The following is a 23,777-nucleotide window of genomic DNA, read 5'->3' as shown; positions in this document are numbered from 1 at the left end:
GCGTGTAACGCTGTAGAATTCGCCTCCCGCTAACGAGAGATCGGAAGCGCAAGTGGTTGAAGTTGTTGAAGAATTCTTCGAAAACTTCTGAAAATAATCACTTGACAGCAAATGAGGCTGCTGTAGAATGCGCGCCTCGGTTGAGACGAAAGATCTTAACCAACCGCTCTTTAACAACTGAATCAAGCAATTCGTGTGGGTGCTTGTGGAGTCAGACTGATAGTCAACAAGATTATCAGCATCACAAGTTACTCCGCGAGAAATCAAAGATGTAACCAACGATTGCTGAGCCAAGTTTAGGGTTTCTTAAAAACCCAAAGATGTTTGAACTGAAGAGTTTGATCATGGCTCAGATTGAACGCTGGCGGCAGGCCTAACACATGCAAGTCGAGCGGTAGAGAGAAGCTTGCTTCTCTTGAGAGCGGCGGACGGGTGAGTAATGCCTAGGAATCTGCCTGGTAGTGGGGGATAACGTTCGGAAACGGACGCTAATACCGCATACGTCCTACGGGAGAAAGCAGGGGACCTTCGGGCCTTGCGCTATCAGATGAGCCTAGGTCGGATTAGCTAGTTGGTGAGGTAATGGCTCACCAAGGCGACGATCCGTAACTGGTCTGAGAGGATGATCAGTCACACTGGAACTGAGACACGGTCCAGACTCCTACGGGAGGCAGCAGTGGGGAATATTGGACAATGGGCGAAAGCCTGATCCAGCCATGCCGCGTGTGTGAAGAAGGTCTTCGGATTGTAAAGCACTTTAAGTTGGGAGGAAGGGCATTAACCTAATACGTTAGTGTTTTGACGTTACCGACAGAATAAGCACCGGCTAACTCTGTGCCAGCAGCCGCGGTAATACAGAGGGTGCAAGCGTTAATCGGAATTACTGGGCGTAAAGCGCGCGTAGGTGGTTTGTTAAGTTGGATGTGAAATCCCCGGGCTCAACCTGGGAACTGCATTCAAAACTGACTGACTAGAGTATGGTAGAGGGTGGTGGAATTTCCTGTGTAGCGGTGAAATGCGTAGATATAGGAAGGAACACCAGTGGCGAAGGCGACCACCTGGACTAATACTGACACTGAGGTGCGAAAGCGTGGGGAGCAAACAGGATTAGATACCCTGGTAGTCCACGCCGTAAACGATGTCAACTAGCCGTTGGGAGCCTTGAGCTCTTAGTGGCGCAGCTAACGCATTAAGTTGACCGCCTGGGGAGTACGGCCGCAAGGTTAAAACTCAAATGAATTGACGGGGGCCCGCACAAGCGGTGGAGCATGTGGTTTAATTCGAAGCAACGCGAAGAACCTTACCAGGCCTTGACATCCAATGAACTTTCTAGAGATAGATTGGTGCCTTCGGGAACATTGAGACAGGTGCTGCATGGCTGTCGTCAGCTCGTGTCGTGAGATGTTGGGTTAAGTCCCGTAACGAGCGCAACCCTTGTCCTTAGTTACCAGCACGTAATGGTGGGCACTCTAAGGAGACTGCCGGTGACAAACCGGAGGAAGGTGGGGATGACGTCAAGTCATCATGGCCCTTACGGCCTGGGCTACACACGTGCTACAATGGTCGGTACAGAGGGTTGCCAAGCCGCGAGGTGGAGCTAATCCCACAAAACCGATCGTAGTCCGGATCGCAGTCTGCAACTCGACTGCGTGAAGTCGGAATCGCTAGTAATCGCGAATCAGAATGTCGCGGTGAATACGTTCCCGGGCCTTGTACACACCGCCCGTCACACCATGGGAGTGGGTTGCACCAGAAGTAGCTAGTCTAACCTTCGGGAGGACGGTTACCACGGTGTGATTCATGACTGGGGTGAAGTCGTAACAAGGTAGCCGTAGGGGAACCTGCGGCTGGATCACCTCCTTAATCGACGACATCAGCTGCTCCATAAGTTCCCACACGAATTGCTTGATTCATTGAAGAAGACGATAAGAAGCAGCCCGAAATTGGGTCTGTAGCTCAGTTGGTTAGAGCGCACCCCTGATAAGGGTGAGGTCGGCAGTTCGAATCTGCCCAGACCCACCAATTTTGTGTGGGAAACGCCTGTAGAAATACGGGGCCATAGCTCAGCTGGGAGAGCGCCTGCCTTGCACGCAGGAGGTCAACGGTTCGATCCCGTTTGGCTCCACCACTACTGCTTCTGAAGTTTTGAAAGCTTAGAAATGAGCATTCCATCGTTATGATGGTGAATGTTGATTTCTAGTCTTTGATTAGATCGTTCTTTAAAAATTTGGGTATGTGATAGAAAGATAGACTGAACGTTACTTTCACTGGTAACGGATCAGGCTAAGGTAAAATTTGTGAGTTACTCGTAATTGAGTATTATCGAATTTTCGGCGAATGTTGTCTTCACAGTATAACCAGATTGCTTGGGGTTATATGGTCAAGTGAAGAAGCGCATACGGTGGATGCCTTGGCAGTCAGAGGCGATGAAAGACGTGGTAGCCTGCGAAAAGCTTCGGGGAGTCGGCAAACAGACTTTGATCCGGAGATGTCTGAATGGGGGAACCCAGCCATCATAAGATGGTTACCTTACACTGAATACATAGGTGTATGGAGCGAACCAGGGGAACTGAAACATCTAAGTACCCTGAGGAAAAGAAATCAACCGAGATTCCCTTAGTAGTGGCGAGCGAACGGGGACTAGCCCTTAAGTGGCTTTGAGATTAGCGGAACGCTCTGGAAAGTGCGGCCATAGTGGGTGATAGCCCTGTACGCGAAAATCTCTTAGTCATGAAATCGAGTAGGACGGAGCACGAGAAACTTTGTCTGAATATGGGGGGACCATCCTCCAAGGCTAAATACTACTGACTGACCGATAGTGAACTAGTACCGTGAGGGAAAGGCGAAAAGAACCCCGGAGAGGGGAGTGAAATAGATCCTGAAACCGTATGCGTACAAGCAGTGGGAGCCCACTTTGTTGGGTGACTGCGTACCTTTTGTATAATGGGTCAGCGACTTATTTTCAGTGGCGAGCTTAACCGAATAGGGGAGGCGTAGCGAAAGCGAGTCTTAATAGGGCGTCTAGTCGCTGGGAATAGACCCGAAACCGGGCGATCTATCCATGGGCAGGTTGAAGGTTGGGTAACACTAACTGGAGGACCGAACCGACTACCGTTGAAAAGTTAGCGGATGACCTGTGGATCGGAGTGAAAGGCTAATCAAGCTCGGAGATAGCTGGTTCTCCTCGAAAGCTATTTAGGTAGCGCCTCATGTATCACTGTAGGGGGTAGAGCACTGTTTCGGCTAGGGGGTCATCCCGACTTACCAAACCGATGCAAACTCCGAATACCTACAAGTGCCGAGCATGGGAGACACACGGCGGGTGCTAACGTCCGTCGTGAAAAGGGAAACAACCCAGACCGTCAGCTAAGGTCCCAAAGTTATGGTTAAGTGGGAAACGATGTGGGAAGGCTTAGACAGCTAGGAGGTTGGCTTAGAAGCAGCCACCCTTTAAAGAAAGCGTAATAGCTCACTAGTCGAGTCGGCCTGCGCGGAAGATGTAACGGGGCTCAAACCATACACCGAAGCTACGGGTATCACGTAAGTGATGCGGTAGAGGAGCGTTCTGTAAGCCTGTGAAGGTGAGTTGAGAAGCTTGCTGGAGGTATCAGAAGTGCGAATGCTGACATGAGTAACGACAATGGGTGTGAAAAACACCCACGCCGAAAGACCAAGGTTTCCTGCGCAACGTTAATCGACGCAGGGTTAGTCGGTCCCTAAGGCGAGGCTGAAAAGCGTAGTCGATGGAAAACAGGTTAATATTCCTGTACTTCTGGTTATTGCGATGGAGGGACGGAGAAGGCTAGGCCAGCTTGGCGTTGGTTGTCCAAGTTTAAGGTGGTAGGCTGGAATCTTAGGTAAATCCGGGATTCTAAGGCCGAGAGCTGATGACGAGTCATCTTTTAGATGACGAAGTGGTTGATGCCATGCTTCCAAGAAAAGCTTCTAAGCTTCAGGTAACCAGGAACCGTACCCCAAACCGACACAGGTGGTTGGGTAGAGAATACCAAGGCGCTTGAGAGAACTCGGGTGAAGGAACTAGGCAAAATGGCACCGTAACTTCGGGAGAAGGTGCGCCGGTGAGGGTGAAGGACTTGCTCCGTAAGCTCATGCCGGTCGAAGATACCAGGCCGCTGCGACTGTTTATTAAAAACACAGCACTCTGCAAACACGAAAGTGGACGTATAGGGTGTGACGCCTGCCCGGTGCCGGAAGGTTAATTGATGGGGTTAGCTAACGCGAAGCTCTTGATCGAAGCCCCGGTAAACGGCGGCCGTAACTATAACGGTCCTAAGGTAGCGAAATTCCTTGTCGGGTAAGTTCCGACCTGCACGAATGGCGTAACGATGGCGGCGCTGTCTCCACCCGAGACTCAGTGAAATTGAAATCGCTGTGAAGATGCAGTGTATCCGCGGCTAGACGGAAAGACCCCGTGAACCTTTACTATAGCTTTGCACTGGACTTTGAATTTGCTTGTGTAGGATAGGTGGGAGGCTTTGAAGCGTGGACGCCAGTTCGCGTGGAGCCAACCTTGAAATACCACCCTGGCAACTTTGAGGTTCTAACTCAGGTCCGTTATCCGGATCGAGGACAGTGTATGGTGGGTAGTTTGACTGGGGCGGTCTCCTCCTAAAGAGTAACGGAGGAGTACGAAGGTGCGCTCAGACCGGTCGGAAATCGGTCGTAGAGTATAAAGGCAAAAGCGCGCTTGACTGCGAGACAGACACGTCGAGCAGGTACGAAAGTAGGTCTTAGTGATCCGGTGGTTCTGTATGGAAGGGCCATCGCTCAACGGATAAAAGGTACTCCGGGGATAACAGGCTGATACCGCCCAAGAGTTCATATCGACGGCGGTGTTTGGCACCTCGATGTCGGCTCATCACATCCTGGGGCTGAAGCCGGTCCCAAGGGTATGGCTGTTCGCCATTTAAAGTGGTACGCGAGCTGGGTTTAGAACGTCGTGAGACAGTTCGGTCCCTATCTGCCGTGGACGTTTGAGATTTGAGAGGGGCTGCTCCTAGTACGAGAGGACCGGAGTGGACGAACCTCTGGTGTTCCGGTTGTCACGCCAGTGGCATTGCCGGGTAGCTATGTTCGGAATAGATAACCGCTGAAAGCATCTAAGCGGGAAACTAGCCTCAAGATGAGATCTCACTGGGACCTTGAGTCCCCTGAAGGGCCGTCGAAGACTACGACGTTGATAGGTTGGGTGTGTAAGCGCTGTGAGGCGTTGAGCTAACCAATACTAATTGCCCGTGAGGCTTGACCATATAACACCCAAGCAATTTGCATGCTCCGAGCTGTAAAGCGAAAGAGACCAGATTGCGGTGTGTGAAGACGATAGAACCGAAAGTTCGAATCTCACAAAACACCGAAAGCTGTCACATACCCAATTTGCTGAAGCGAGGCCAGCTGGCCACGACTCAGTACCCGAATTTCTTGACGACCATAGAGCATTGGAACCACCTGATCCCATCCCGAACTCAGCAGTGAAACGATGCATCGCCGATGGTAGTGTGGGGTTTCCCCATGTGAGAGTAGGTCATCGTCAAGATTAAATTCCAGAACCCCTGTTTGCTAACGCAGACAGGGGTTTTGTTTTGGACGGTCGAAAAGTGCAAAGGGGCTTATTGCAGCCGCCTACAGTGCTAAACCCCGTCCTTTCTATGCAATGGCCTTATGCATGGCTATCATGCGTGCCTCATTGTGAGGCGATACTTGCATGCTGACGTTGTTAGAACTTCTGAAAGATGGCCGATTCCACTCTGGAGAAGCGCTGGGTGCTGCCTTGGGCGTCAGTCGCAGTGCTGTTTGGAAGCAGCTCCAGCATCTTGAGTCTGAATTGAACCTGCCCATTCATAAAGTCCGTGGCAAGGGGTATCAGCTTGCGTCCCCGTTGGTTTTCTTGAGCGCTAAAGAAATTGAAGCGAATGCTGCTTCTTTGGTGTGGCCCGTTTACATCTCTGACTCCATTGACTCCACTAATGCCGAAGCCTTGCGGCTTGTCGACGCAGGCTGCATGGCGCCATTTCTGGTGCTTGCAGAGCAGCAAACTGCAGGAAGGGGTAGGCGAGGCCGTAAGTGGGTTAGCCCGTTTGCTCAGAATGTGTATTACAGCCTTGTCTTGCGCATTGACGGCGGGCTGCGGCAGTTAGAGGGGCTCAGTCTTGTTGTCGGCTTGGCGGTCATGCAGTGCCTCCGCGAGCTGGGTGTGAAAGGCGCGGCGTTGAAGTGGCCAAACGATGTCCTGGTGGGGCACAAAAAAATTGCCGGTATCTTGCTTGAATTGGTAGGAGATCCTGCAGACATCTGCCACGTTGTCCTTGGAATAGGTATCAACGTAAACATGCAAAAGGCTGCGGAGGTCGATCAGCAGTGGACTTCAGCACAGCTGGAAACAGGTTCTACTGTCGATCGCAATGACCTGGTTGCACGGCTGGGGCTGCAATTGCAAAGTTATCTGCAGCGACATAAAGCTTTCGGCTTTACTGCGCTCCAAGAAGAGTGGGAGCAAAATCATTTGTGGCAGGGACGGGCCGTATCCCTCATTGCGGGCGTTAACCAGATTGATGGGATTGTGCTAGGGATCGACCACCAAGGCGCGCTGCGCTTGAATGTCGATGGTGTCGAGAAAATATACAGCGGTGGTGAGTTAAGCCTGAGGTTGCGTGATGATTCTTGAGCTCGACTGTGGGAATAGCTTTATCAAATGGCGTGTACTCGATTCGCACATGGCTGGGGTATCTTCCGAAGGTATTGTCGGTTCGGATCTCGCATTGATTGAGAGTCTGGTAGCGATACCAGGGCTGTCTCTGACGCGTTGCCGTTTGGTGAGTGTTCGTGCTTCGCAGGAGACTGGGCAGTTGGTTGAGGCGTTGCAGGGGGCTTTTGGTGTTGTCGTCTCCTGTGCTGCCCCGGCGCGAGAAATGGCTGGCGTTCGTAATGGCTACGAAGAGTATGAGCGTCTTGGGCTTGATCGTTGGTTGGCAATGCTGGGGGGGTTCAAGTTAGCGTCAGGGGCCTGTCTGGTGCTCGACTTTGGTACTGCGGCGACTGCAGATTTCATTGCTGCTGACGGTGAGCACCTTGGCGGCTTTATATGTCCAGGGATGCCCCTCATGCGCAGTCAACTGCGAACCCACACTCGCAAGATTCGCTACGACGACGTTGCGGCCGAGCAAGCTGTGGAGCGCCTCTCACCCGGTCGAACGACTGTGGAGGCGGTTGAGCGAGGTTGTACGCTAATGCTCAGGGGGTTTGTATTGACTCAGCTTGAGCTGGCTCAAAGCTATTGGGGCGATAATTTCACGGTTTTTCTAACGGGTGGGGATGCTGACCTGGTCTCGGATGCTGTGCCGCAGGCTCGCCATGTTCCGGATCTGGTTTTTGTTGGTCTGGCGATGGCGTGCCCTTTGTCCTGAGGTATTTATGCGTTGGCTGTTTTTGCTTTTGCTCGTTCTCAATGCCTTCTATTACATTTGGCATCAACAAGAAGCGCCGTTGCGCGCTAAGGACGTAACGCCCCTGAGTCTCTATAAGGGCTCTCAGCAGGATATTCGCCTGTTAAGTGAGTCTTCTGATCCAATGGTTCGGCGTGATCGAGTAAAGGCCCCAGACGCACAAAATACCTGCTTATACATAGGTGGTTTTACTGATCAGAGGCAGGCGCAGTCGATGGAGCAGCGCCTTACAAGCCTGGATATAAAGGTCAAGGTGCAATTGCTCAATACTGCTGAGGCATCCGGCTACTGGCTCCGTGTAGCCCCGGAAAGCAGGCGCCTGGCTGACGATCTGCCGTTTGAAAACCTTGCTAAGGAATTCAATGAGTTAAAACATAAAATAATGTTGTGCGAAGGCGTTGCAACTGTCGAATAGTTTGCATAGAATGGCGCCCGCTTCGCAGTGAAGACCTTTACGGTCTACAGCGTGAAGCGAAGGTCAACGCAGCTAACCTCATATTTTTAATGAGAAAATGCTTGACAGAAGGCCGGCGTGATGTAGAATGCCGGCTCGCTTAGGAGGGGTTCCCGAGCGGCCAAAGGGATCAGACTGTAAATCTGACGTCTACGACTTCGAAGGTTCGAATCCTTCCCCCTCCACCATTTTTAGCGTGAGCTGCAAGCTCCGCGGGTATAGTTTAGTGGTAGAACCTCAGCCTTCCAAGCTGATGATGCGGGTTCGATTCCCGCTACCCGCTCCAAGTTTGCAGGTTGTGCACGGTGTTTTGCTCTTGTAGCTCAGTTGGTAGAGCACACCCTTGGTAAGGGTGAGGTCAGCGGTTCAAATCCGCTCAAGAGCTCCATATAACAAGGCAGATATGAAAATATCTGCCTTTGTTTTAACAGCTGCCTCGGCTTGATAGTGTTGTATCTGGCTTTATCGTCAGGTGATTTCAAGTCTGTTGGGGTTGGTTGTTGTAATGTCTTTTTCAGGCCTGCATAATGGTCGGCCTGATTTTGTTTTAGGTCAGTAGCTCAATTGGCAGAGCGACGGTCTCCAAAACCGTAGGTTGGGGGTTCGATTCCCTCCTGACCTGCCAGATCCACGTGGTGTATCTGGCTTTCTTTTCACAGGATCTTCATAGATGACTCCTAAGGCTGAAGCTCAAAGCTCTCGTTTCGATCTCGTCAAGTGGCTCGCCGTAGTCGCGTTGGTGGTCGTAGGCGTTGTTGGCAATCAGTATTATTCTGCTTCGCCGATCCTGTACCGTGTGCTCGCTTTGCTGGCCCTTGCTGCTGTAGCTGCCTTTGTAGGCCTGCAGACTGCCAAAGGCAAGTCTTTCGCGGTCCTGGTAAAGGAAGCTCGCACCGAAATCCGTAAAGTCGTTTGGCCGACTCGCCAAGAAACCACGCAGACCACGTTGATCGTTGTGGCTGTTGTTCTGGTTATGGCGTTGCTGTTGTGGGGGCTTGATTCCCTGCTCGGCTGGCTTGTTTCCTTGATTGTTGGCTAAGGGTGTCCCGTGGCTAAGCGTTGGTACGTTGTGCATGCTTACTCGGGTTACGAGAAGCATGTTATGCGCTCTTTGCTAGAGCGCGTAAAGCTGGCAGGCATGGAAGATGGCTTCGGCGAAATTCTGGTTCCCACTGAAGAAGTGGTTGAAATGCGGAATGGTCAGAAGCGCAAAAGCGAACGCAAGTTCTTCCCTGGCTACGTGCTGGTTCAGATGGACATGAATGAAGGTACTTGGCACTTAGTCAAGGACACTCCTCGTGTCATGGGTTTCATTGGCGGTACTGCCGATAAGCCTGCTCCTATCACTGACAAAGAGGCGGAAGCAATTCTGCGTCGTGTTGCTGATGGTAGCGACAAGCCTAAGCCGAAGACGTTGTTCGAGCCGGGTGAGGTTGTTCGTGTCACAGATGGTCCGTTTGCTGATTTCAACGGCACCGTCGAAGAAGTTAACTACGAAAAGAGCCGGATCCAAGTGGCAGTGCTCATTTTCGGTCGCTCTACTCCGGTAGAGTTGGAGTTCAGCCAGGTCGAGAAGGTCTAGCTGAGCAAGCATCCCAACCCCGCAGCCTTAGGCTGTGGGGTTTTGTCGTCACTGGGATAAACGCGCAAGTAACCGGGGAGCCTTTCGAGGCGTTTGAACCCGTAATTGGAGTGCCTCATGGCCAAGAAGATTACCGCTTACATCAAGCTGCAAGTGAAGGCCGCTCAGGCCAACCCTAGTCCACCTGTCGGCCCGGCTCTGGGTCAGCACGGCGTGAACATCATGGAATTCTGCAAGGCCTTCAACGCCCGTACTCAGGGTATTGAGCCAGGTCTGCCGACTCCAGTGATCATCACTGTATACAGCGACCGTAGCTTCACTTTCGAAACCAAGTCGACCCCGGCTTCGGTTTTGTTGAAGAAGGCTGCAGGTCTGACTAGCGGTTCCGCTCGTCCTAACACCGTTAAGGTTGGCACCGTAACTCGTGCTCAGCTGGAAGAAATCGCGAAAACCAAAAACGCGGATCTGACTGCAGCTGATATGGATGCAGCCGTGCGTACCATCGCCGGTTCTGCTCGTAGCATGGGCCTTAACGTGGAGGGTGTGTAATGGCTAAGCTGACCAAGCGCCAAAAGGCTATCGCCGGCAAAATCGAAGCAGGCAAGGCCTACAACTTTGTAGACGCTGCTGCCCTGCTGACTGAGCTGTCGACTGTCAAGTTCAGCGAGTCCGTTGACGTTGCTGTAAACCTGGGTGTTGACCCACGTAAATCCGACCAGGTCGTTCGTAGCGCTACTGTGCTGCCACACGGTACTGGCAAGACTGTACGTGTTGCTGTCTTCACCCAAGGCCCAGCAGCTGAAGCTGCTCTGGCCGCCGGCGCCGATCGCGTTGGTATGGACGACCTGGCTGCCGAAATGAAAGGCGGCGACCTGAACTACGACGTAGTTATTGCTTCCCCGGATGCAATGCGCGTTGTAGGTCAGCTGGGCCAGATCCTCGGTCCACGTGGTCTGATGCCTAACCCTAAAGTCGGCACCGTAACGCCAGACGTAGCTACCGCGGTTAAAAACGCCAAGGCTGGTCAGGTTCGTTATCGCACCGACAAAAACGGCATCATTCACACCTCCGTTGGCAAAGTCGGCTTCGACGCCGTCAAGCTGAAGGAAAACGTTGAAGCCCTGATCGCTGATCTTAAGCGTATCAAGCCAGCTTCCTCGAAAGGTATCTACGTTAAGCGCGTTACCCTGAGCACCACTATGGGCCCAGGTCTGGTCATCGACCAAGGCTCGCTGGACGTATAAGACACAAGTTGTCGCGAGAGATCGCGGCAACTGAAAAAATTGGGGTCCCTGCCTGGCGGGGGCTATCCAAGACCGTAGGCGGCGCAAGCCTTAAACCTCAAGCCTACGCAGATGGTGCTCCCGGTTCCTTACCGAATCAGACACCAAAACGACATCCGGCTTCGGCCAGATGAAACGGTAACAAGCAGGAGTTAAACCCGTGGCAATTAATCTCGAAGACAAGAAGGCCATCGTCGCTGAAGTCAACGAGGCTGCCAAAGCTGCTCTGTCCGCTGTCGTGGCTGATGCCCGTGGTGTGACAGTAAGCGCTATGACCGGACTCCGTAAAGAGGCTCGTGAAGCTGGCGTATACGTACGTGTTGTACGTAATACCCTGCTCAAGCGCGCTGTTGCTGACACTGAATACAGTGTCCTCAACGACGTGTTCACTGGCCCGACTCTGATCGCGTTCTCCAAAGATCATCCGGGTGCTGCTGCCCGTTTGTTCAAGGAATTCGCCAAGAGTCAGGATAAGTTCGAGATCAAGGCAGCTGCGTTCGAGGGCAAGTTCCTCGCAGCTAACCAAATCGACGTACTGGCAACACTGCCGACCCGTAACGAAGCTATTTCTCAGCTGATGAGCGTGATTCAAGGCGCTACCAGCAAGTTGGCTCGTACTCTGGCCGCAGTTCGCGAGCAAAAAGAAGCTGCCGCAGCCTAAGGCTGAGCGACTTCTTTCGCGTATTTTTGTTTATTTCGATGGCCGCGTAGGCCGTCCCCCAATTCAGGAAATACAGCAATGTCTATCTCCCAAGACGATATCCTCAACGCCGTAGCTGAAATGTCGGTTCTGCAGGTTGTTGAGCTGATCAAAGCTTTCGAAGAAAAATTCGGCGTTTCCGCTGCAGCTGCTTCTGCTGGCCCAGCTGCTGCCGCAGTTGTTGCTGAAGAGCAAACCGAATTCAACGTCATGCTGCTGGAAGCTGGCGAGAAGAAAGTAAACGTGATCAAGGCAGTACGTGAACTGACCGGTCTGGGCCTGAAAGAAGCCAAGGCTGTAGTTGACGGCGCTCCTGCCCAGGTTCTGGAAGCAGTGTCGAAAGACGCCGCTGACAAAGCCAAAGCAGTGCTGGAAGAAGCAGGCGCTAAAGTCGAGCTGAAGTAAGCATCGACCTTGCGTCTCCAGCCCAAGCGTTAAGCTGAAGGCTGATGGCTGGTGGCTCTTGCCACCGGCCTTTTTCCGTTCTTGGCTGTCGACTCGGTCGCCGCCATTAACGCGCTGTAGCCACCCGATGCGGTGGTGCAAACCATGGGGTTTGCGAGATTTTCTGGCTGCTCCCGTCGGGAGGGGCCAAACAAGCAGGTGACCAAGCTGGGGAACGCTGATGGCTTACTCATATACTGAGAAAAAACGTATCCGCAAGGACTTTAGCAAGTTGCCGGACGTCATGGATGTCCCGTACCTTCTGGCTATCCAGCTGGATTCGTATCGTGAATTCTTGCAAGCGGGAGCGACTAAAGATCAGTTCCGCGACGTGGGCCTGCATGCGGCCTTCAAATCCGTTTTCCCGATCATCAGCTACTCCGGCAATGCTGCGCTGGAGTACGTGGGTTATCGCCTGGGCGAACCGGCATTTGATGTCAAAGAATGCGTGTTGCGCGGTGTTACGTACGCCGTACCTTTGCGGGTAAAAGTCCGTCTGATCATTTTCGACAAAGAATCGTCGAACAAAGCGATCAAGGACATCAAAGAGCAAGAAGTCTATATGGGCGAAATCCCATTGATGACTGAAAACGGTACCTTCGTTATCAACGGTACCGAGCGCGTTATCGTTTCCCAGCTGCACCGTTCCCCGGGCGTGTTCTTCGACCACGACCGCGGCAAGACGCACAGCTCCGGTAAGCTCCTGTACTCCGCGCGGATCATTCCGTACCGCGGCTCGTGGTTGGACTTCGAGTTCGACCCGAAAGACTGCGTGTTCGTGCGTATCGACCGTCGTCGTAAGCTGCCGGCCTCGGTACTGCTGCGCGCGCTCGGCTATACCACTGAGCAAGTGCTGGATGCTTTCTACACCACCAACGTATTCAGTCTGAAGGATGAAACCCTCAGCCTGGAACTGATTGCTTCGCGTCTGCGTGGTGAAATTGCCGTCCTGGATATCCAGGATGAAAATGGCAAGGTCATCGTTGAAGCCGGCCGCCGTATTACCGCGCGCCACATCAACCAGATCGAAAAAGCCGGTATCAAGTCGCTGGACGTGCCTCTGGACTACGTCCTGGGTCGCACCACTGCCAAGGTCATCGTTCACCCAGCTACAGGCGAAATCCTGGCTGAGTGCAACACCGAGCTGAACACCGAGATCCTGGCAAAAATCGCCAAGGCTCAGGTTGTTCGCATCGAGACCCTGTACACCAACGACATCGACTGCGGTCCGTTCATCTCCGACACACTGAAGATCGACTCCACCAGCAACCAATTGGAAGCGCTGGTCGAGATCTATCGCATGATGCGTCCTGGTGAGCCACCAACCAAAGACGCTGCCGAGACCCTGTTCAACAACCTGTTCTTCAGCCCTGAGCGCTATGACCTGTCTGCGGTCGGCCGGATGAAGTTCAACCGTCGTATCGGTCGTACCGAGATCGAAGGTTCGGGCGTGCTGTGCAAGGAAGATATCGTCGCGGTACTGAAGACCCTGGTCGACATCCGTAACGGTAAAGGCATCGTCGATGACATCGACCACCTGGGTAACCGTCGTGTTCGCTGCGTAGGCGAAATGGCCGAGAACCAGTTCCGCGTTGGCCTGGTGCGTGTTGAGCGTGCGGTCAAAGAGCGTCTGTCGATGGCTGAAAGCGAAGGCCTGATGCCGCAAGACTTGATCAACGCCAAGCCAGTGGCTGCCGCGGTGAAAGAGTTCTTCGGTTCCAGCCAGCTCTCGCAGTTCATGGACCAGAACAACCCGCTCTCCGAGATCACCCACAAGCGCCGTGTTTCCGCACTGGGCCCGGGCGGTCTGACGCGTGAGCGCGCAGGCTTTGAAGTTCGTGACGTACACCCGACTCACTACGGTCGTGTATGCCCGATTGAAACGCCGGAAGGTCCGAACATCGGCCTGATCAACTCCCTGGCCGCTTATGCGCGCACCAACCAGTACGGCTTCCTTGAGAGCCCGTACCGTGTGGTGAAAGACGCACTGGTCACCGACGAGATCGTGTTCCTGTCCGCCATCGAAGAAGCTGATCACGTGATCGCTCAGGCTTCGGCCACGATGAACGACAAGAAAATGCTGATCGACGAGCTGGTAGCTGTTCGTCACTTGAACGAGTTCACCGTCAAGGCGCCGGAAGACGTCACCTTGATGGACGTATCGCCGAAGCAGGTAGTTTCGGTTGCAGCGTCGCTGATCCCGTTCCTGGAACACGATGACGCCAACCGTGCGTTGATGGGTTCCAACATGCAGCGTCAAGCTGTACCCACCCTGCGCGCTGACAAGCCGCTGGTAGGTACTGGCATGGAGCGTAACGTAGCCCGTGACTCCGGCGTTTGCGTCGTGGCTCGTCGTGGCGGCGTGATCGACTCTGTTGATGCCAGCCGTATCGTGGTTCGTGTTGCCGATGACGAAGTTGAAACTGGCGAAGCCGGTGTCGACATCTACAACCTGACCAAATACACCCGCTCGAACCAGAACACCTGCATCAACCAGCGTCCGCTGGTGAGCAAGGGTGATCGCGTTCAGCGTAGCGACATCATGGCAGACGGTCCTTCCACCGATATGGGTGAGCTGGCACTGGGTCAGAACATGCGCATCGCGTTCATGGCCTGGAACGGTTACAACTTCGAAGACTCCATCTGTCTCTCTGAGCGTGTGGTTCAGGAAGATCGTTTCACCACGATCCACATTCAGGAACTGACCTGTGTGGCGCGTGACACCAAGCTTGGGCCAGAGGAAATCACTGCAGACATCCCGAACGTGGGTGAAGCTGCACTGAACAAGCTGGACGAAGCCGGTATCGTTTACGTAGGTGCTGAAGTTGGCGCAGGCGACATCCTGGTGGGTAAGGTCACTCCGAAAGGCGAGACCCAACTGACTCCGGAAGAGAAGCTGTTGCGTGCCATCTTCGGTGAAAAAGCCAGCGACGTTAAAGACACTTCCCTTCGCGTACCTACCGGTACCAAGGGTACTGTCATCGACGTACAGGTCTTCACCCGTGACGGCGTTGAGCGTGATGCTCGTGCACTGTCCATCGAGAAGACTCAACTCGACGAGATCCGCAAGGACCTGAACGAAGAGTTCCGTATCGTTGAAGGCGCGACCTTCGAACGTCTGCGTTCCGCTCTGGTAGGCCACAAGGCTGAAGGCGGCGCAGGTCTGAAGAAAGGTCAGGACATCACCGACGAGATCCTCGACGGTCTTGAGCACGGCCAGTGGTTCAAACTGCGCATGGCTGAAGATGCTCTGAACGAGCAGCTCGAGAAGGCCCAGGCCTACATCGTTGATCGTCGCCGTCTGCTGGACGACAAGTTCGAAGACAAGAAGCGCAAACTGCAGCAGGGCGATGACCTGGCTCCAGGCGTGCTGAAAATCGTCAAGGTTTACCTGGCAATCCGTCGTCGCATCCAGCCGGGCGACAAGATGGCCGGTCGTCACGGTAACAAAGGTGTGGTCTCCGTGATCATGCCGGTTGAAGACATGCCGCACGATGCCAATGGCACCCCGGTCGACGTCGTCCTCAACCCGTTGGGCGTACCTTCGCGTATGAACGTTGGTCAGATCCTTGAAACCCACCTGGGCCTCGCGGCCAAAGGTCTGGGCGAGAAGATCAACCGTATGATCGAAGAGCAGCGCAAGGTTGCTGACCTGCGCAAGTTCCTGCACGAGATCTACAACGAGATCGGCGGTCGCAACGAAGAGCTGGACACCTTCACTGACCAGGAAATCCTGGATCTGGCGAAGAACCTGCGCGGCGGCGTTCCAATGGCTACCCCGGTGTTCGACGGTGCCAAGGAAAGCGAAATCAAGGCCATGCTGAAACTGGCAGACCTGCCAGAAAGCGGCCAGATGCAGCTGTTCGACGGCCGTACCGGCAACAAGTTTGAGCGCCCGGTTACTGTTGGCTACATGTACATGCTGAAGCTGAACCACTTGGTAGACGACAAGATGCACGCTCGTTCTACCGGTTCGTACAGCCTGGTTACCCAGCAGCCGCTGGGTGGTAAGGCTCAGTTCGGTGGTCAGCGTTTCGGGGAGATGGAGGTCTGGGCACTGGAAGCATACGGTGCTGCTTACACTCTGCAAGAAATGCTCACAGTGAAGTCGGACGATGTGAACGGTCGGACCAAGATGTACAAAAACATCGTGGACGGCGATCACCGTATGGAGCCGGGCATGCCCGAGTCCTTCAACGTGTTGATCAAAGAAATTCGTTCCCTCGGCATCGATATCGATCTGGAAACCGAATAACACGTGACGCGAATCGAGAGCGGGGCTGTTTAGCCCGCTCTCTGCTCCGCCAGGAGGAAAGGCCTTGAAAGACCTACTGAATTTGCTGAAAAACCAGGGTCAAGTCGAAGAGTTCGACGCCATCCGTATTGGATTGGCATCGCCTGAGATGATCCGTTCGTGGTCGTTCGGTGAAGTTAAAAAGCCGGAAACCATCAACTACCGTACGTTCAAACCTGAGCGTGACGGCCTGTTCTGCGCCAAGATCTTTGGCCCGGTAAAGGATTACGAGTGCCTGTGCGGTAAGTACAAGCGCTTGAAGCACCGTGGTGTGATCTGCGAGAAGTGCGGCGTTGAAGTTGCGCTGGCTAAAGTTCGTCGTGAGCGCATGGCGCACATCGAACTGGCTTCGCCGGTTGCCCACATCTGGTTCCTGAAATCGCTGCCGTCCCGTATCGGCTTGCTGATGGACATGACCCTGCGTGATATCGAACGCGTTCTCTACTTCGAGAGCTATGTCGTTATCGATCCAGGCATGACCACCCTTGAAAAAGGTCAGCTGCTGAACGACGAGCAGTACTTCGAAGCGCTGGAAGAGTTCGGCGACGATTTTGATGCCCGCATGGGTGCCGAAGCTGTCCGCGAACTGCTGCACGCTATCGACCTGGAACACGAGATTGGCCGTCTGCGTGAAGAAATTCCGCAAACCAACTCCGAAACCAAGATCAAGAAGCTGTCCAAGCGTCTGAAGTTGATGGAGGCCTTCCAAGGTTCCGGCAACTTGCCAGAGTGGATGGTGCTGACCGTTCTGCCGGTTCTGCCGCCAGACTTGCGTCCGCTGGTACCGTTGGATGGCGGTCGCTTCGCGACTTCCGACCTCAACGACCTGTACCGTCGCGTGATCAACCGTAACAACCGCTTGAAGCGTCTGCTCGATCTGTCCGCACCGGACATCATCGTGCGCAACGAAAAGCGTATGTTGCAAGAAGCTGTCGATGCTCTGCTCGACAACGGTCGTCGTGGCCGCGCTATCACTGGTTCGAACAAGCGTCCTCTGAAATCCTTGGCTGACATGATCAAGGGTAAGCAAGGTCGTTTCCGTCAGAACTTGCTCGGTAAGCGTGTTGACTACTCCGGTCGTTCGGTAATTACCGTAGGCCCGACCTTGCGTCTGCACCAGTGCGGTCTGCCTAAGAAGATGGCTCTCGAGCTGTTCAAACCGTTCATCTTCGGTAAGCTGGAAATGCGCGGTCTCGCGACTACCATCAAAGCGGCCAAGAAAATGGTCGAGCGCGAACTGCCTGAGGTTTGGGACGTTCTCGCTGAAGTAATTCGCGAACACCCGGTTCTCCTCAACCGTGCACCGACCCTTCACCGTCTGGGTATCCAGGCGTTTGAACCGGTACTGATCGAAGGTAAGGCTATCCAGCTGCACCCTCTGGTCTGTGCTGCGTACAACGCCGACTTCGACGGCGACCAAATGGCCGTGCACGTACCGCTGACACTGGAAGCCCAGTTGGAAGCGCGCGCGTTGATGATGTCGACCAACAACATTCTGTCGCCAGCCAACGGTGAGCCAATCATCGTTCCGTCGCAGGACGTTGTATTGGGTCTGTACTACATGACGCGTGAAGCGATCAACGCCAAGGGCGAAGGTCGTGTGTTCGCTGACCTGCAAGAAGTTGACCGTGTGTTCCGTGCCGGCGAAGCCGCACTGCATGCCAAGGTCAAAGTGCGGATCAACGAAACCGTCAACGACCGTGATGGCGGCAGCGTGAGCGGCACTCGTATTGTCGACACTACTGTCGGCCGTGCGCTGCTGTATCAGGTTGTGCCAAAAGGTCTGTCGTACGACGTCGTCAACTTGCCGATGAAGAAAAAGGCGATCTCCAAGCTGATCAACCAGTGCTACCGCGTGGTTGGTTTGAAAGAGACTGTGATCTTCGCTGACCAGTTGATGTACACCGGCTTTGCATACTCGACCATTTCCGGCGTTTCCATCGGTGTTAACGACTTCGTTATCCCGGATGAAAAAGCCCAGATCATCAATGCTGCTACTGATGAAGTGAAAGAAATCGAAAGCCAGTACGCCTCCGGCCTGGTAACCCAGGGCGAGAAGTACAACAAAGTGATCGACCTTTGGTCCAAGGCCAACGACGAAGTGTCGAAGGCGATGATGGCTAACCTCTCGAAAGAGAAGGTTATCGACCGTCATGGCGTAGAAGTCGATCAAGAGTCGTTCAACTCGATGTACATGATGGCCGACTCGGGCGCACGGGGTTCTGCTGCGCAGATCCGTCAGCTCGCCGGTATGCGTGGCCTGATGGCCAAGCCGGACGGTTCCATCATTGAAACGCCGATTACTGCGAACTTCCGTGAAGGTTTGAGCGTACTTCAGTACTTCATCTCCACTCACGGTGCTCGTAAGGGTCTTGCGGATACCGCGTTGAAAACTGCTAACTCCGGTTACCTGACTCGTCGTCTGGTAGACGTGGCGCAAGACTTGGTTGTGACTGAAGTCGACTGCGGCACCGAACACGGTCTGCTGATGACTCCGCACATCGAAGGCGGCGACGTTGTAGAGCCGCTGGGTGAGCGCGTACTGGGTCGAGTAATCGCCCGTGACGTATTCAAGCCAGGTACCGAGGAAATTATCGTTCCTGCCGGCACACTGGTAGACGAGAAGTGGGTCGAGTTCATTGAACTCAACAGCATCGACGAAGTGATTGTTCGCTCGCCGATCAGCTGCGAAACCCGCTACGGCATTTGCGCCAAGTGCTACGGCCGTGACTTGGCTCGTGGTCACCAGGTGAACATCGGTGAAGCGGTCGGCGTTATTGCTGCCCAGTCCATCGGTGAGCCGGGTACCCAGCTGACCATGCGTACGTTCCACATTGGTGGTGCGGCAAGCCGGACCTCCGCAGCTGACAGTGTTCAGGTGAAGAATGGCGGTACCGTCCGTCTGCACAACTTGAAGCACGTTGAGCGAGTGGATGGTTGCCTGGTTGCTGTGTCCCGTTCCGGTGAGCTGGCAATCGCTGATGACTACGGTCGTGAACGCGAGCGTTACAAGCTGCCGTACGGTGCCGTGATTTCGGTTAAAGAAGGTGACAAGGTCGACGCTGGCGCAATCGTGGCCAAGTGGGATCCGCACACTCACCCAATCGTTACCGAAATGAAAGGTACCGTGACCTACGTGGGCATGGAAGAAGGCATCACGATCAAGCGTCAGACTGACGAATTGACCGGTATGACCAACATTGAAGTACTCGACGCGAAAGATCGTCCAGCTGCCGGTAAAGACATCCGTCCTGCCGTGAAGATGGTCGATGACAACGGCAAGGACTTGTTGCTGCCAGGCACTGACGTAATCGCTCAGTACTTCCTGCCAGCCAACGCCCTGGTCGGTGTAGCGGATGGTGCGAAGATCGCGATCGGTGATGTTATCGCTCGTATCCCGCAAGAAACTTCGAAGACCCGTGACATCACCGGTGGTCTGCCGCGTGTTGCCGACTTGTTCGAAGCTCGTCGTCCGAAAGAAGCGTCGATTCTGGCTGAAGTCAGCGGTACCATCGCGTTCGGTAAAGAGACCAAAGGCAAGCGCCGTCTGGTCATTACCCCGAACGACGGTAGCGATCCGTATGAAGAGCTGATTCCGAAGTGGCGTCACCTGAACGTCTTCGAAGGCGAACAGGTAAACCGCGGCGAAGTTATCTCCGACGGTCCGAGCGATCCACACGACATCCTGCGTCTGCTGGGTGTGAGTGCGCTGGCCAAGTACATCGTTAACGAGATCCAGGACGTTTACCGTCTGCAAGGCGTTAAGATCAACGATAAGCACATCGAGACCATCCTGCGTCAGATGCTGCGTAAAGTTGAAATTGCTGAATCCGGCGATTCCAGTTTCATCAAGGGCGACCAGATGGAACTGACTCACGTACTGGTAGAAAACGAACGTCTGGGCGCGGATGACAAATTTGTCTCCAAGTTCACTCGTGTGTTGCTGGGTATCACCAAAGCGTCGTTGTCCACTGAGTCGTTCATCTCGGCGGCCTCCTTCCAGGAGACCACTCGCGTACTGACCGAAGCAGCGGTAACCGGCAAGCGCGATTACCTGCGCGGCCTGAAAGAAAACGTGGTTGTGGGTCGTCTGATCCCGGCGGGTACCGGTTTGGCTTACCACAGCGAGCGCAAGCGCCGCCGTGATGCTGACAAGCCGCTGCGCGTAAGCGCCAGTGAAGTGGAAGCTGCACTGACCGAAGCGCTGAACTCAAGCGGTAACTGAGTTCTGCGATAAATAAGTCTGGGCCCTGGCAGCCCCATTCGTCGGATCGAGGCAGGTTTGCCCCGGTTCGACGAGAGGGGAGGTCGGGGCCTTGCCTTGACTGGGGGCAAGATCCTCTTTAGACTCTTGTACCCCTAAATTTGGCGGGAATTCGTTCCTGCCATTTTGCTTTTCTTGCAAGACAATAGCGTCGCAAGACAACAGTGGAGCTAGTAGATGGCAACTATCAACCAGCTGGTACGTCAGCCGCGTAAGCGTATCGTCGAGAAATCCGACGTGCCTGCGCTGCAGAACTGCCCGCAACGTCGTGGCGTATGCACTCGCGTGTATACCACTACGCCGAAAAAACCTAACTCGGCACTGCGTAAAGTATGCCGTGTGCGTCTGACCAATGGTTTCGAGGTTTCCTCGTACATCGGCGGTGAAGGCCACAACCTGCAAGAGCACAGCGTGGTACTGATCCGCGGCGGTCGTGTAAAAGACTTGCCAGGTGTTCGTTACCACACCGTACGCGGCTCCTTGGATACTTCCGGCGTTAAAGGTCGTAACCAGGGTCGTTCGAAGTACGGTACCAAGAAGCCTAAGTAGTAGCGGCTTTTTGTAAAACTGAATCATCTTATTTTCTGAGTCGATAAGAGTAAGGTCGGAGGCGTCCCGCAAGGGCACCGATTCCGAGCGAACCTGAAGACCGTTTGAGGGCTTATCCATGCCAAGAAGACGCGTAGCAGCCAAGCGCGAAGTGCTTGACGATCCAAAATACGGAAGCCAAATTCTGGCCAAGTTCATGAACCACGTGATGGAAAGCGGCAAGAAAGCCGTTGCCGAGCGTATCGTTTATGGCGCGCTGGAAAAGGTTAAAGAACGCAAGAACAGCGACCCCCTGGAAATCTTCGAGAAAGCTCTCGACGCCATCGCTCCGCTGGTCGAAGTGAAGTCGCGCCGTGTAGGCGGTGCTACTTACCAGGTTCCGGTTGAAGTTCGTCCGTCCCGTCGTAACGCCCTGGCAATGCGCTGGTTGGTAGACTTCGCCCGTAAGCGCGGCGAGAAGTCTATGGCTCTGCGTTTGGCTGGCGAACTGTTGGACGCTGCTGAAGGTAAAGGTGCTGCTGTTAAGAAGCGTGAAGACGTGCACCGTATGGCTGAAGCTAACAAAGCTTTCTCGCACTACCGCTTCTAATCTTAGCTTCACTAATTTTGCGAGGGCTTTATGGCTCGTACTACTCCGATTAGCCGCTACCGTAACATCGGTATCGTTGCTCACGTGGATGCTGGTAAAACCACCACCACCGAGCGCGTACTGTTTTACACCGGCAAAAGTCACAAGATGGGCGAGGTGCATGACGGCGCCGCGACCACAGACTGGATGGTTCAGGAGCAGGAGCGTGGTATTACCATTACTTCTGCTGCTATTACCGCCTTCTGGAAAGGTTCCGAGAAGCAGTACAAGGATGAGCACCGCTTCAACGTAATCGATACCCCGGGCCACGTAGACTTCACTATTGAAGTTGAACGTTCCCTGCGCGTACTCGACGGCGCTGTCGTTGTGTTCTGCGGTACCTCGGGTGTTGAGCCTCAGTCGGAAACCGTATGGCGTCAAGCCAACAAATACGGCGTTCCACGTCTTGTTTATGTAAACAAGATGGACCGTGCCGGTGCTAACTTCCTGCGCGTGATCGGTCAGATCAAGCAGCGCCTGGGTCACACCCCGGTGCCAATCCAGTTGGCTATCGGTTCCGAAGACAACTTCCAGGGCCAGATCGATCTGCTGACCATGGAAGCTGTTTACTGGAACGATGCTGACAAGGGTATGGTTCCTGTTCGCAAGCCTATCCCTGCTGAATTGCAGGAACTGGCTGACGAATGGCGCAACAACATGGTTGAAGCTGCGGCCGAAGCCAACGAAGAGCTGATGAACAAGTACCTCGAAGGTGAAGAACTCACCAACGTGGAAATCAAGGCCGCTCTGCGTCAGCGTACTATCGCTGGTGAGATCGTCTTGGCTGTTTGCGGTTCCTCGTTCAAGAACAAGGGCGTTCCCCTGGTTCTCGATGCTGTGATCGACTACCTGCCAGCACCAGTGGATATTCCTGCCATCAAGGGTACTGACCCGGATGACGAGACTATCGAGCTGGAGCGTCATGCAGACGACGCAGAACCGTTCTCCGCTCTGGCATTTAAAATTGCCACTGACCCATTCGTGGGTACCTTGACCTTCGTCCGCGTTTACTCGGGCGTGTTGAACTCCGGCGACGGCGTGATCAACTCGGTTAAAGGCAAAAAAGAGCGCGTGGGTCGTATGGTGCAAATGCACGCAAACGCCCGTGAAGAGATCAAGGAAGTACGCGCTGGTGACATCGCGGCCTTGATCGGCATGAAGGACGTCACCACTGGTGAGACTTTGTGCAACGCTGACAAGCCAATCATCCTGGTTCGCATGGACTTCCCGGAGCCGGTTATTTCGGTTGCCGTAGAGCCTAAGACCAAGGATGACCAGGAAAAAATGGGTATCGCTCTGGGCAAGCTTGCTCAGGAAGATCCATCTTTCCGCGTCAAAACTGATGAAGAGACTGGTCAAACGATCATCTCCGGCATGGGCGAGTTGCACCTGGACATCCTGGTTGACCGGATGCGCCGTGAGTTCAACGTCGAAGCCAACATCGGTAAGCCTCAGGTTTCCTATCGTGAGCGCATCACGAAGAACTGTGAAATCGAAGGCAAGTTCGTTCGTCAGTCCGGCGGTCGTGGTCAGTTCGGTCACTGCTGGATCCGTTTTGCTCCTGCTGACGAAGGTCAGGAAGGTCTGCAATTCGTGAACGAAGTAGTAGGTGGTGTGGTTCCTAAGGAATACATCCCTGCTATCCAGAAGGGTATCGAAGAGCAGATGAAGAACGGTGTTGTTGCCGGCTATCCGCTGATCGGCCTGAAAGCAACCGTTTTTGACGGTTCTTACCACGACGTCGACTCCAACGAGATGGCGTTTAAGGTGGCTGCTTCCATGGCAACCAAGCAACTGGCCCAGAAGGGCGGTGGTGAGTTGCTTGAGCCAATCATGGCGGTAGAAGTTGTTACACCTGAAGACTATATGGGTGATGTCATGGGCGACCTTAACCGTCGTCGCGGCATGATCTTGGGCATGGAAGACACGGTTTCCGGCAAAGTGATTCGCGCCGAGGTTCCGTTGGGTGAGATGTTCGGTTATGCGACCGACGTTCGCTCCATGTCTCAGGGTCGCGCAAGCTACTCTATGGAATTCAAAAAATACAACACAGCTCCGGCGCACATCGCTGAAACTGTATCCAAAAAACAAGGCTGATTCAGTCCTTTAGGCAAGGAGT

At 54.0% G+C, this 23,777-nt stretch carries 14 protein-coding genes, 6 tRNA genes and 3 rRNA genes; all 23 read left to right on the top strand.

The features are described 5' to 3' along the window. The first annotated feature begins 326 nt into the window (after positions 1-326). The 23 genes from ACDZ94_RS05135 to fusA all read left to right on the top strand — a co-directional run bounded on the left by ACDZ94_RS05135 (position 327) and on the right by fusA (position 23,755). A 16S ribosomal RNA gene (locus ACDZ94_RS05135) occupies positions 327-1,863 on the top strand. Positions 1,864-1,945: 82 nt separating this feature from the next. Then, a tRNA-Ile gene (locus ACDZ94_RS05130) sits at positions 1,946-2,022 on the top strand. A gap of 30 nt (positions 2,023-2,052) precedes the next feature. Then, a tRNA-Ala gene (locus ACDZ94_RS05125) sits at positions 2,053-2,128 on the top strand. Positions 2,129-2,378: 250 nt separating this feature from the next. Beyond that, positions 2,379-5,270: ribosomal RNA gene (locus ACDZ94_RS05120) — 23S ribosomal RNA — on the top strand. A gap of 168 nt (positions 5,271-5,438) precedes the next feature. Further along, positions 5,439-5,554 (top strand): 5S ribosomal RNA (rrf, locus tag ACDZ94_RS05115). Together the 16S, 23S and 5S rRNA genes with 2 tRNA genes alongside form the textbook arrangement of a ribosomal RNA operon. A gap of 168 nt (positions 5,555-5,722) precedes the next feature. Further along, on the top strand, positions 5,723-6,682 hold the full coding sequence (gene birA / locus ACDZ94_RS05110; protein ID WP_221295750.1) for a bifunctional biotin--[acetyl-CoA-carboxylase] ligase/biotin operon repressor BirA: 960 nt from the start codon (positions 5,723-5,725) through the stop codon (positions 6,680-6,682). Then, positions 6,672-7,421: a pantothenate kinase gene (locus ACDZ94_RS05105; protein ID WP_064454360.1), complete on the top strand. Its 750-nt coding sequence runs from the start codon at positions 6,672-6,674 to the stop codon at positions 7,419-7,421. Before birA ends, ACDZ94_RS05105 begins: the two co-directional genes overlap by 11 nt. Before the next feature lie 7 nt (positions 7,422-7,428). Next, entirely contained in the window at positions 7,429-7,875 is a 447-nt protein-coding gene (locus ACDZ94_RS05100) for a hypothetical protein (RefSeq protein WP_064454359.1), read from the top strand. 142 nt (positions 7,876-8,017) lie between these two features. Then, positions 8,018-8,102: transfer RNA gene (locus ACDZ94_RS05095), tRNA-Tyr, on the top strand. A gap of 24 nt (positions 8,103-8,126) precedes the next feature. Continuing rightward, a tRNA-Gly gene (locus tag ACDZ94_RS05090) sits at positions 8,127-8,200 on the top strand. A gap of 26 nt (positions 8,201-8,226) precedes the next feature. Next, a tRNA-Thr gene (locus tag ACDZ94_RS05085) sits at positions 8,227-8,302 on the top strand. Between the two features lie 161 nt (positions 8,303-8,463). Continuing rightward, positions 8,464-8,539 (top strand) — tRNA-Trp (locus tag ACDZ94_RS05080). A gap of 45 nt (positions 8,540-8,584) precedes the next feature. Continuing rightward, positions 8,585-8,953 (top strand): preprotein translocase subunit SecE, encoded by a 369-nt coding sequence (secE, locus tag ACDZ94_RS05075; RefSeq protein ID WP_003194658.1) that lies wholly within the window; start codon positions 8,585-8,587, stop codon positions 8,951-8,953. A 9-nt stretch (positions 8,954-8,962) separates the two neighbouring features. Then, on the top strand, positions 8,963-9,496 hold the full coding sequence (gene nusG, locus ACDZ94_RS05070) for a transcription termination/antitermination protein NusG (RefSeq protein WP_003176436.1): 534 nt from the start codon (positions 8,963-8,965) through the stop codon (positions 9,494-9,496). Between the two features lie 117 nt (positions 9,497-9,613). Further along, positions 9,614-10,045, top strand: a complete 432-nt coding sequence (gene rplK, locus ACDZ94_RS05065) for a 50S ribosomal protein L11 (protein WP_003210097.1) — start codon at positions 9,614-9,616, stop codon at positions 10,043-10,045. After that, positions 10,045-10,740 (top strand): 50S ribosomal protein L1, encoded by a 696-nt coding sequence (gene rplA, locus ACDZ94_RS05060; protein ID WP_003232403.1) that lies wholly within the window; start codon positions 10,045-10,047, stop codon positions 10,738-10,740. Before rplK ends, rplA begins: the two co-directional genes overlap by 1 nt. A 199-nt stretch (positions 10,741-10,939) precedes the next feature. Next, entirely contained in the window at positions 10,940-11,440 is a 501-nt protein-coding gene (gene rplJ / locus ACDZ94_RS05055) for a 50S ribosomal protein L10 (protein WP_056861893.1), read from the top strand. Positions 11,441-11,518: 78 nt separating this feature from the next. Then, positions 11,519-11,884 carry a 50S ribosomal protein L7/L12 gene (gene rplL, locus ACDZ94_RS05050; RefSeq protein ID WP_064454358.1) on the top strand — a complete coding sequence of 122 codons (366 nt, stop codon included), beginning with the start codon at positions 11,519-11,521 and terminating at the stop codon, positions 11,882-11,884. Positions 11,885-12,104: 220 nt separating this feature from the next. Continuing rightward, positions 12,105-16,178: a DNA-directed RNA polymerase subunit beta gene (gene rpoB / locus ACDZ94_RS05045; RefSeq protein ID WP_064454357.1), complete on the top strand. Its 4,074-nt coding sequence runs from the start codon at positions 12,105-12,107 to the stop codon at positions 16,176-16,178. Between the two features lie 64 nt (positions 16,179-16,242). After that, positions 16,243-20,442, top strand: coding sequence for a DNA-directed RNA polymerase subunit beta' (rpoC, locus tag ACDZ94_RS05040; protein WP_064454356.1), 4,200 nt, complete (start codon positions 16,243-16,245; stop codon positions 20,440-20,442). A gap of 216 nt (positions 20,443-20,658) precedes the next feature. After that, positions 20,659-21,030 carry a 30S ribosomal protein S12 gene (rpsL, locus tag ACDZ94_RS05035; protein ID WP_002555494.1) on the top strand — a complete coding sequence of 124 codons (372 nt, stop codon included), beginning with the start codon at positions 20,659-20,661 and terminating at the stop codon, positions 21,028-21,030. A gap of 118 nt (positions 21,031-21,148) precedes the next feature. Next, a complete protein-coding gene (gene rpsG / locus ACDZ94_RS05030; RefSeq protein WP_002555493.1) occupies positions 21,149-21,619 on the top strand; it encodes a 30S ribosomal protein S7 in 471 nt (156 codons plus the stop codon). Positions 21,620-21,649: 30 nt separating this feature from the next. Continuing rightward, complete coding sequence (gene fusA / locus ACDZ94_RS05025) at positions 21,650-23,755, top strand: elongation factor G (protein WP_015886136.1); 2,106 nt, start codon at positions 21,650-21,652, stop codon at positions 23,753-23,755. Positions 23,756-23,777: the final 22 nt, after the last annotated feature.

The sequence above is a fragment of the Pseudomonas sp. UBT genome (assembly GCF_050915955.1).
GTDB classification, from domain to species: Bacteria; Pseudomonadota; Gammaproteobacteria; order Pseudomonadales; family Pseudomonadaceae; genus Aquipseudomonas; species Aquipseudomonas antarctica_A.
Note: the sequence above shows the minus strand (reverse complement) of the source record. Positions and strands in the feature narration are given on the sequence as shown.

Excerpts from the sequence above, each read along its gene's own strand:
- rpsL (WP_002555494.1), top strand. The coding sequence starts at position 20,659 with ATGGCAACTATCAACCAGCTGGTACGTCAGCCGCGTAAGCGTATCGTC.
- rplK (WP_003210097.1), top strand. The coding sequence starts at position 9,614 with ATGGCCAAGAAGATTACCGCTTACATCAAGCTGCAAGTGAAGGCCGCT.
- birA (WP_221295750.1), top strand. The coding sequence starts at position 5,723 with ATGCTGACGTTGTTAGAACTTCTGAAAGATGGCCGATTCCACTCTGGA.
- rpoB (WP_064454357.1), top strand. The coding sequence starts at position 12,105 with ATGGCTTACTCATATACTGAGAAAAAACGTATCCGCAAGGACTTTAGC.
- rpsG (WP_002555493.1), top strand. The coding sequence starts at position 21,149 with ATGCCAAGAAGACGCGTAGCAGCCAAGCGCGAAGTGCTTGACGATCCA.
- fusA (WP_015886136.1), top strand. The coding sequence starts at position 21,650 with ATGGCTCGTACTACTCCGATTAGCCGCTACCGTAACATCGGTATCGTT.
- secE (WP_003194658.1), top strand. The coding sequence starts at position 8,585 with ATGACTCCTAAGGCTGAAGCTCAAAGCTCTCGTTTCGATCTCGTCAAG.
- ACDZ94_RS05100 (WP_064454359.1), top strand. The coding sequence starts at position 7,429 with ATGCGTTGGCTGTTTTTGCTTTTGCTCGTTCTCAATGCCTTCTATTAC.
- rplA (WP_003232403.1), top strand. The coding sequence starts at position 10,045 with ATGGCTAAGCTGACCAAGCGCCAAAAGGCTATCGCCGGCAAAATCGAA.
- ACDZ94_RS05105 (WP_064454360.1), top strand. The coding sequence starts at position 6,672 with ATGATTCTTGAGCTCGACTGTGGGAATAGCTTTATCAAATGGCGTGTA.
- rplL (WP_064454358.1), top strand. The coding sequence starts at position 11,519 with ATGTCTATCTCCCAAGACGATATCCTCAACGCCGTAGCTGAAATGTCG.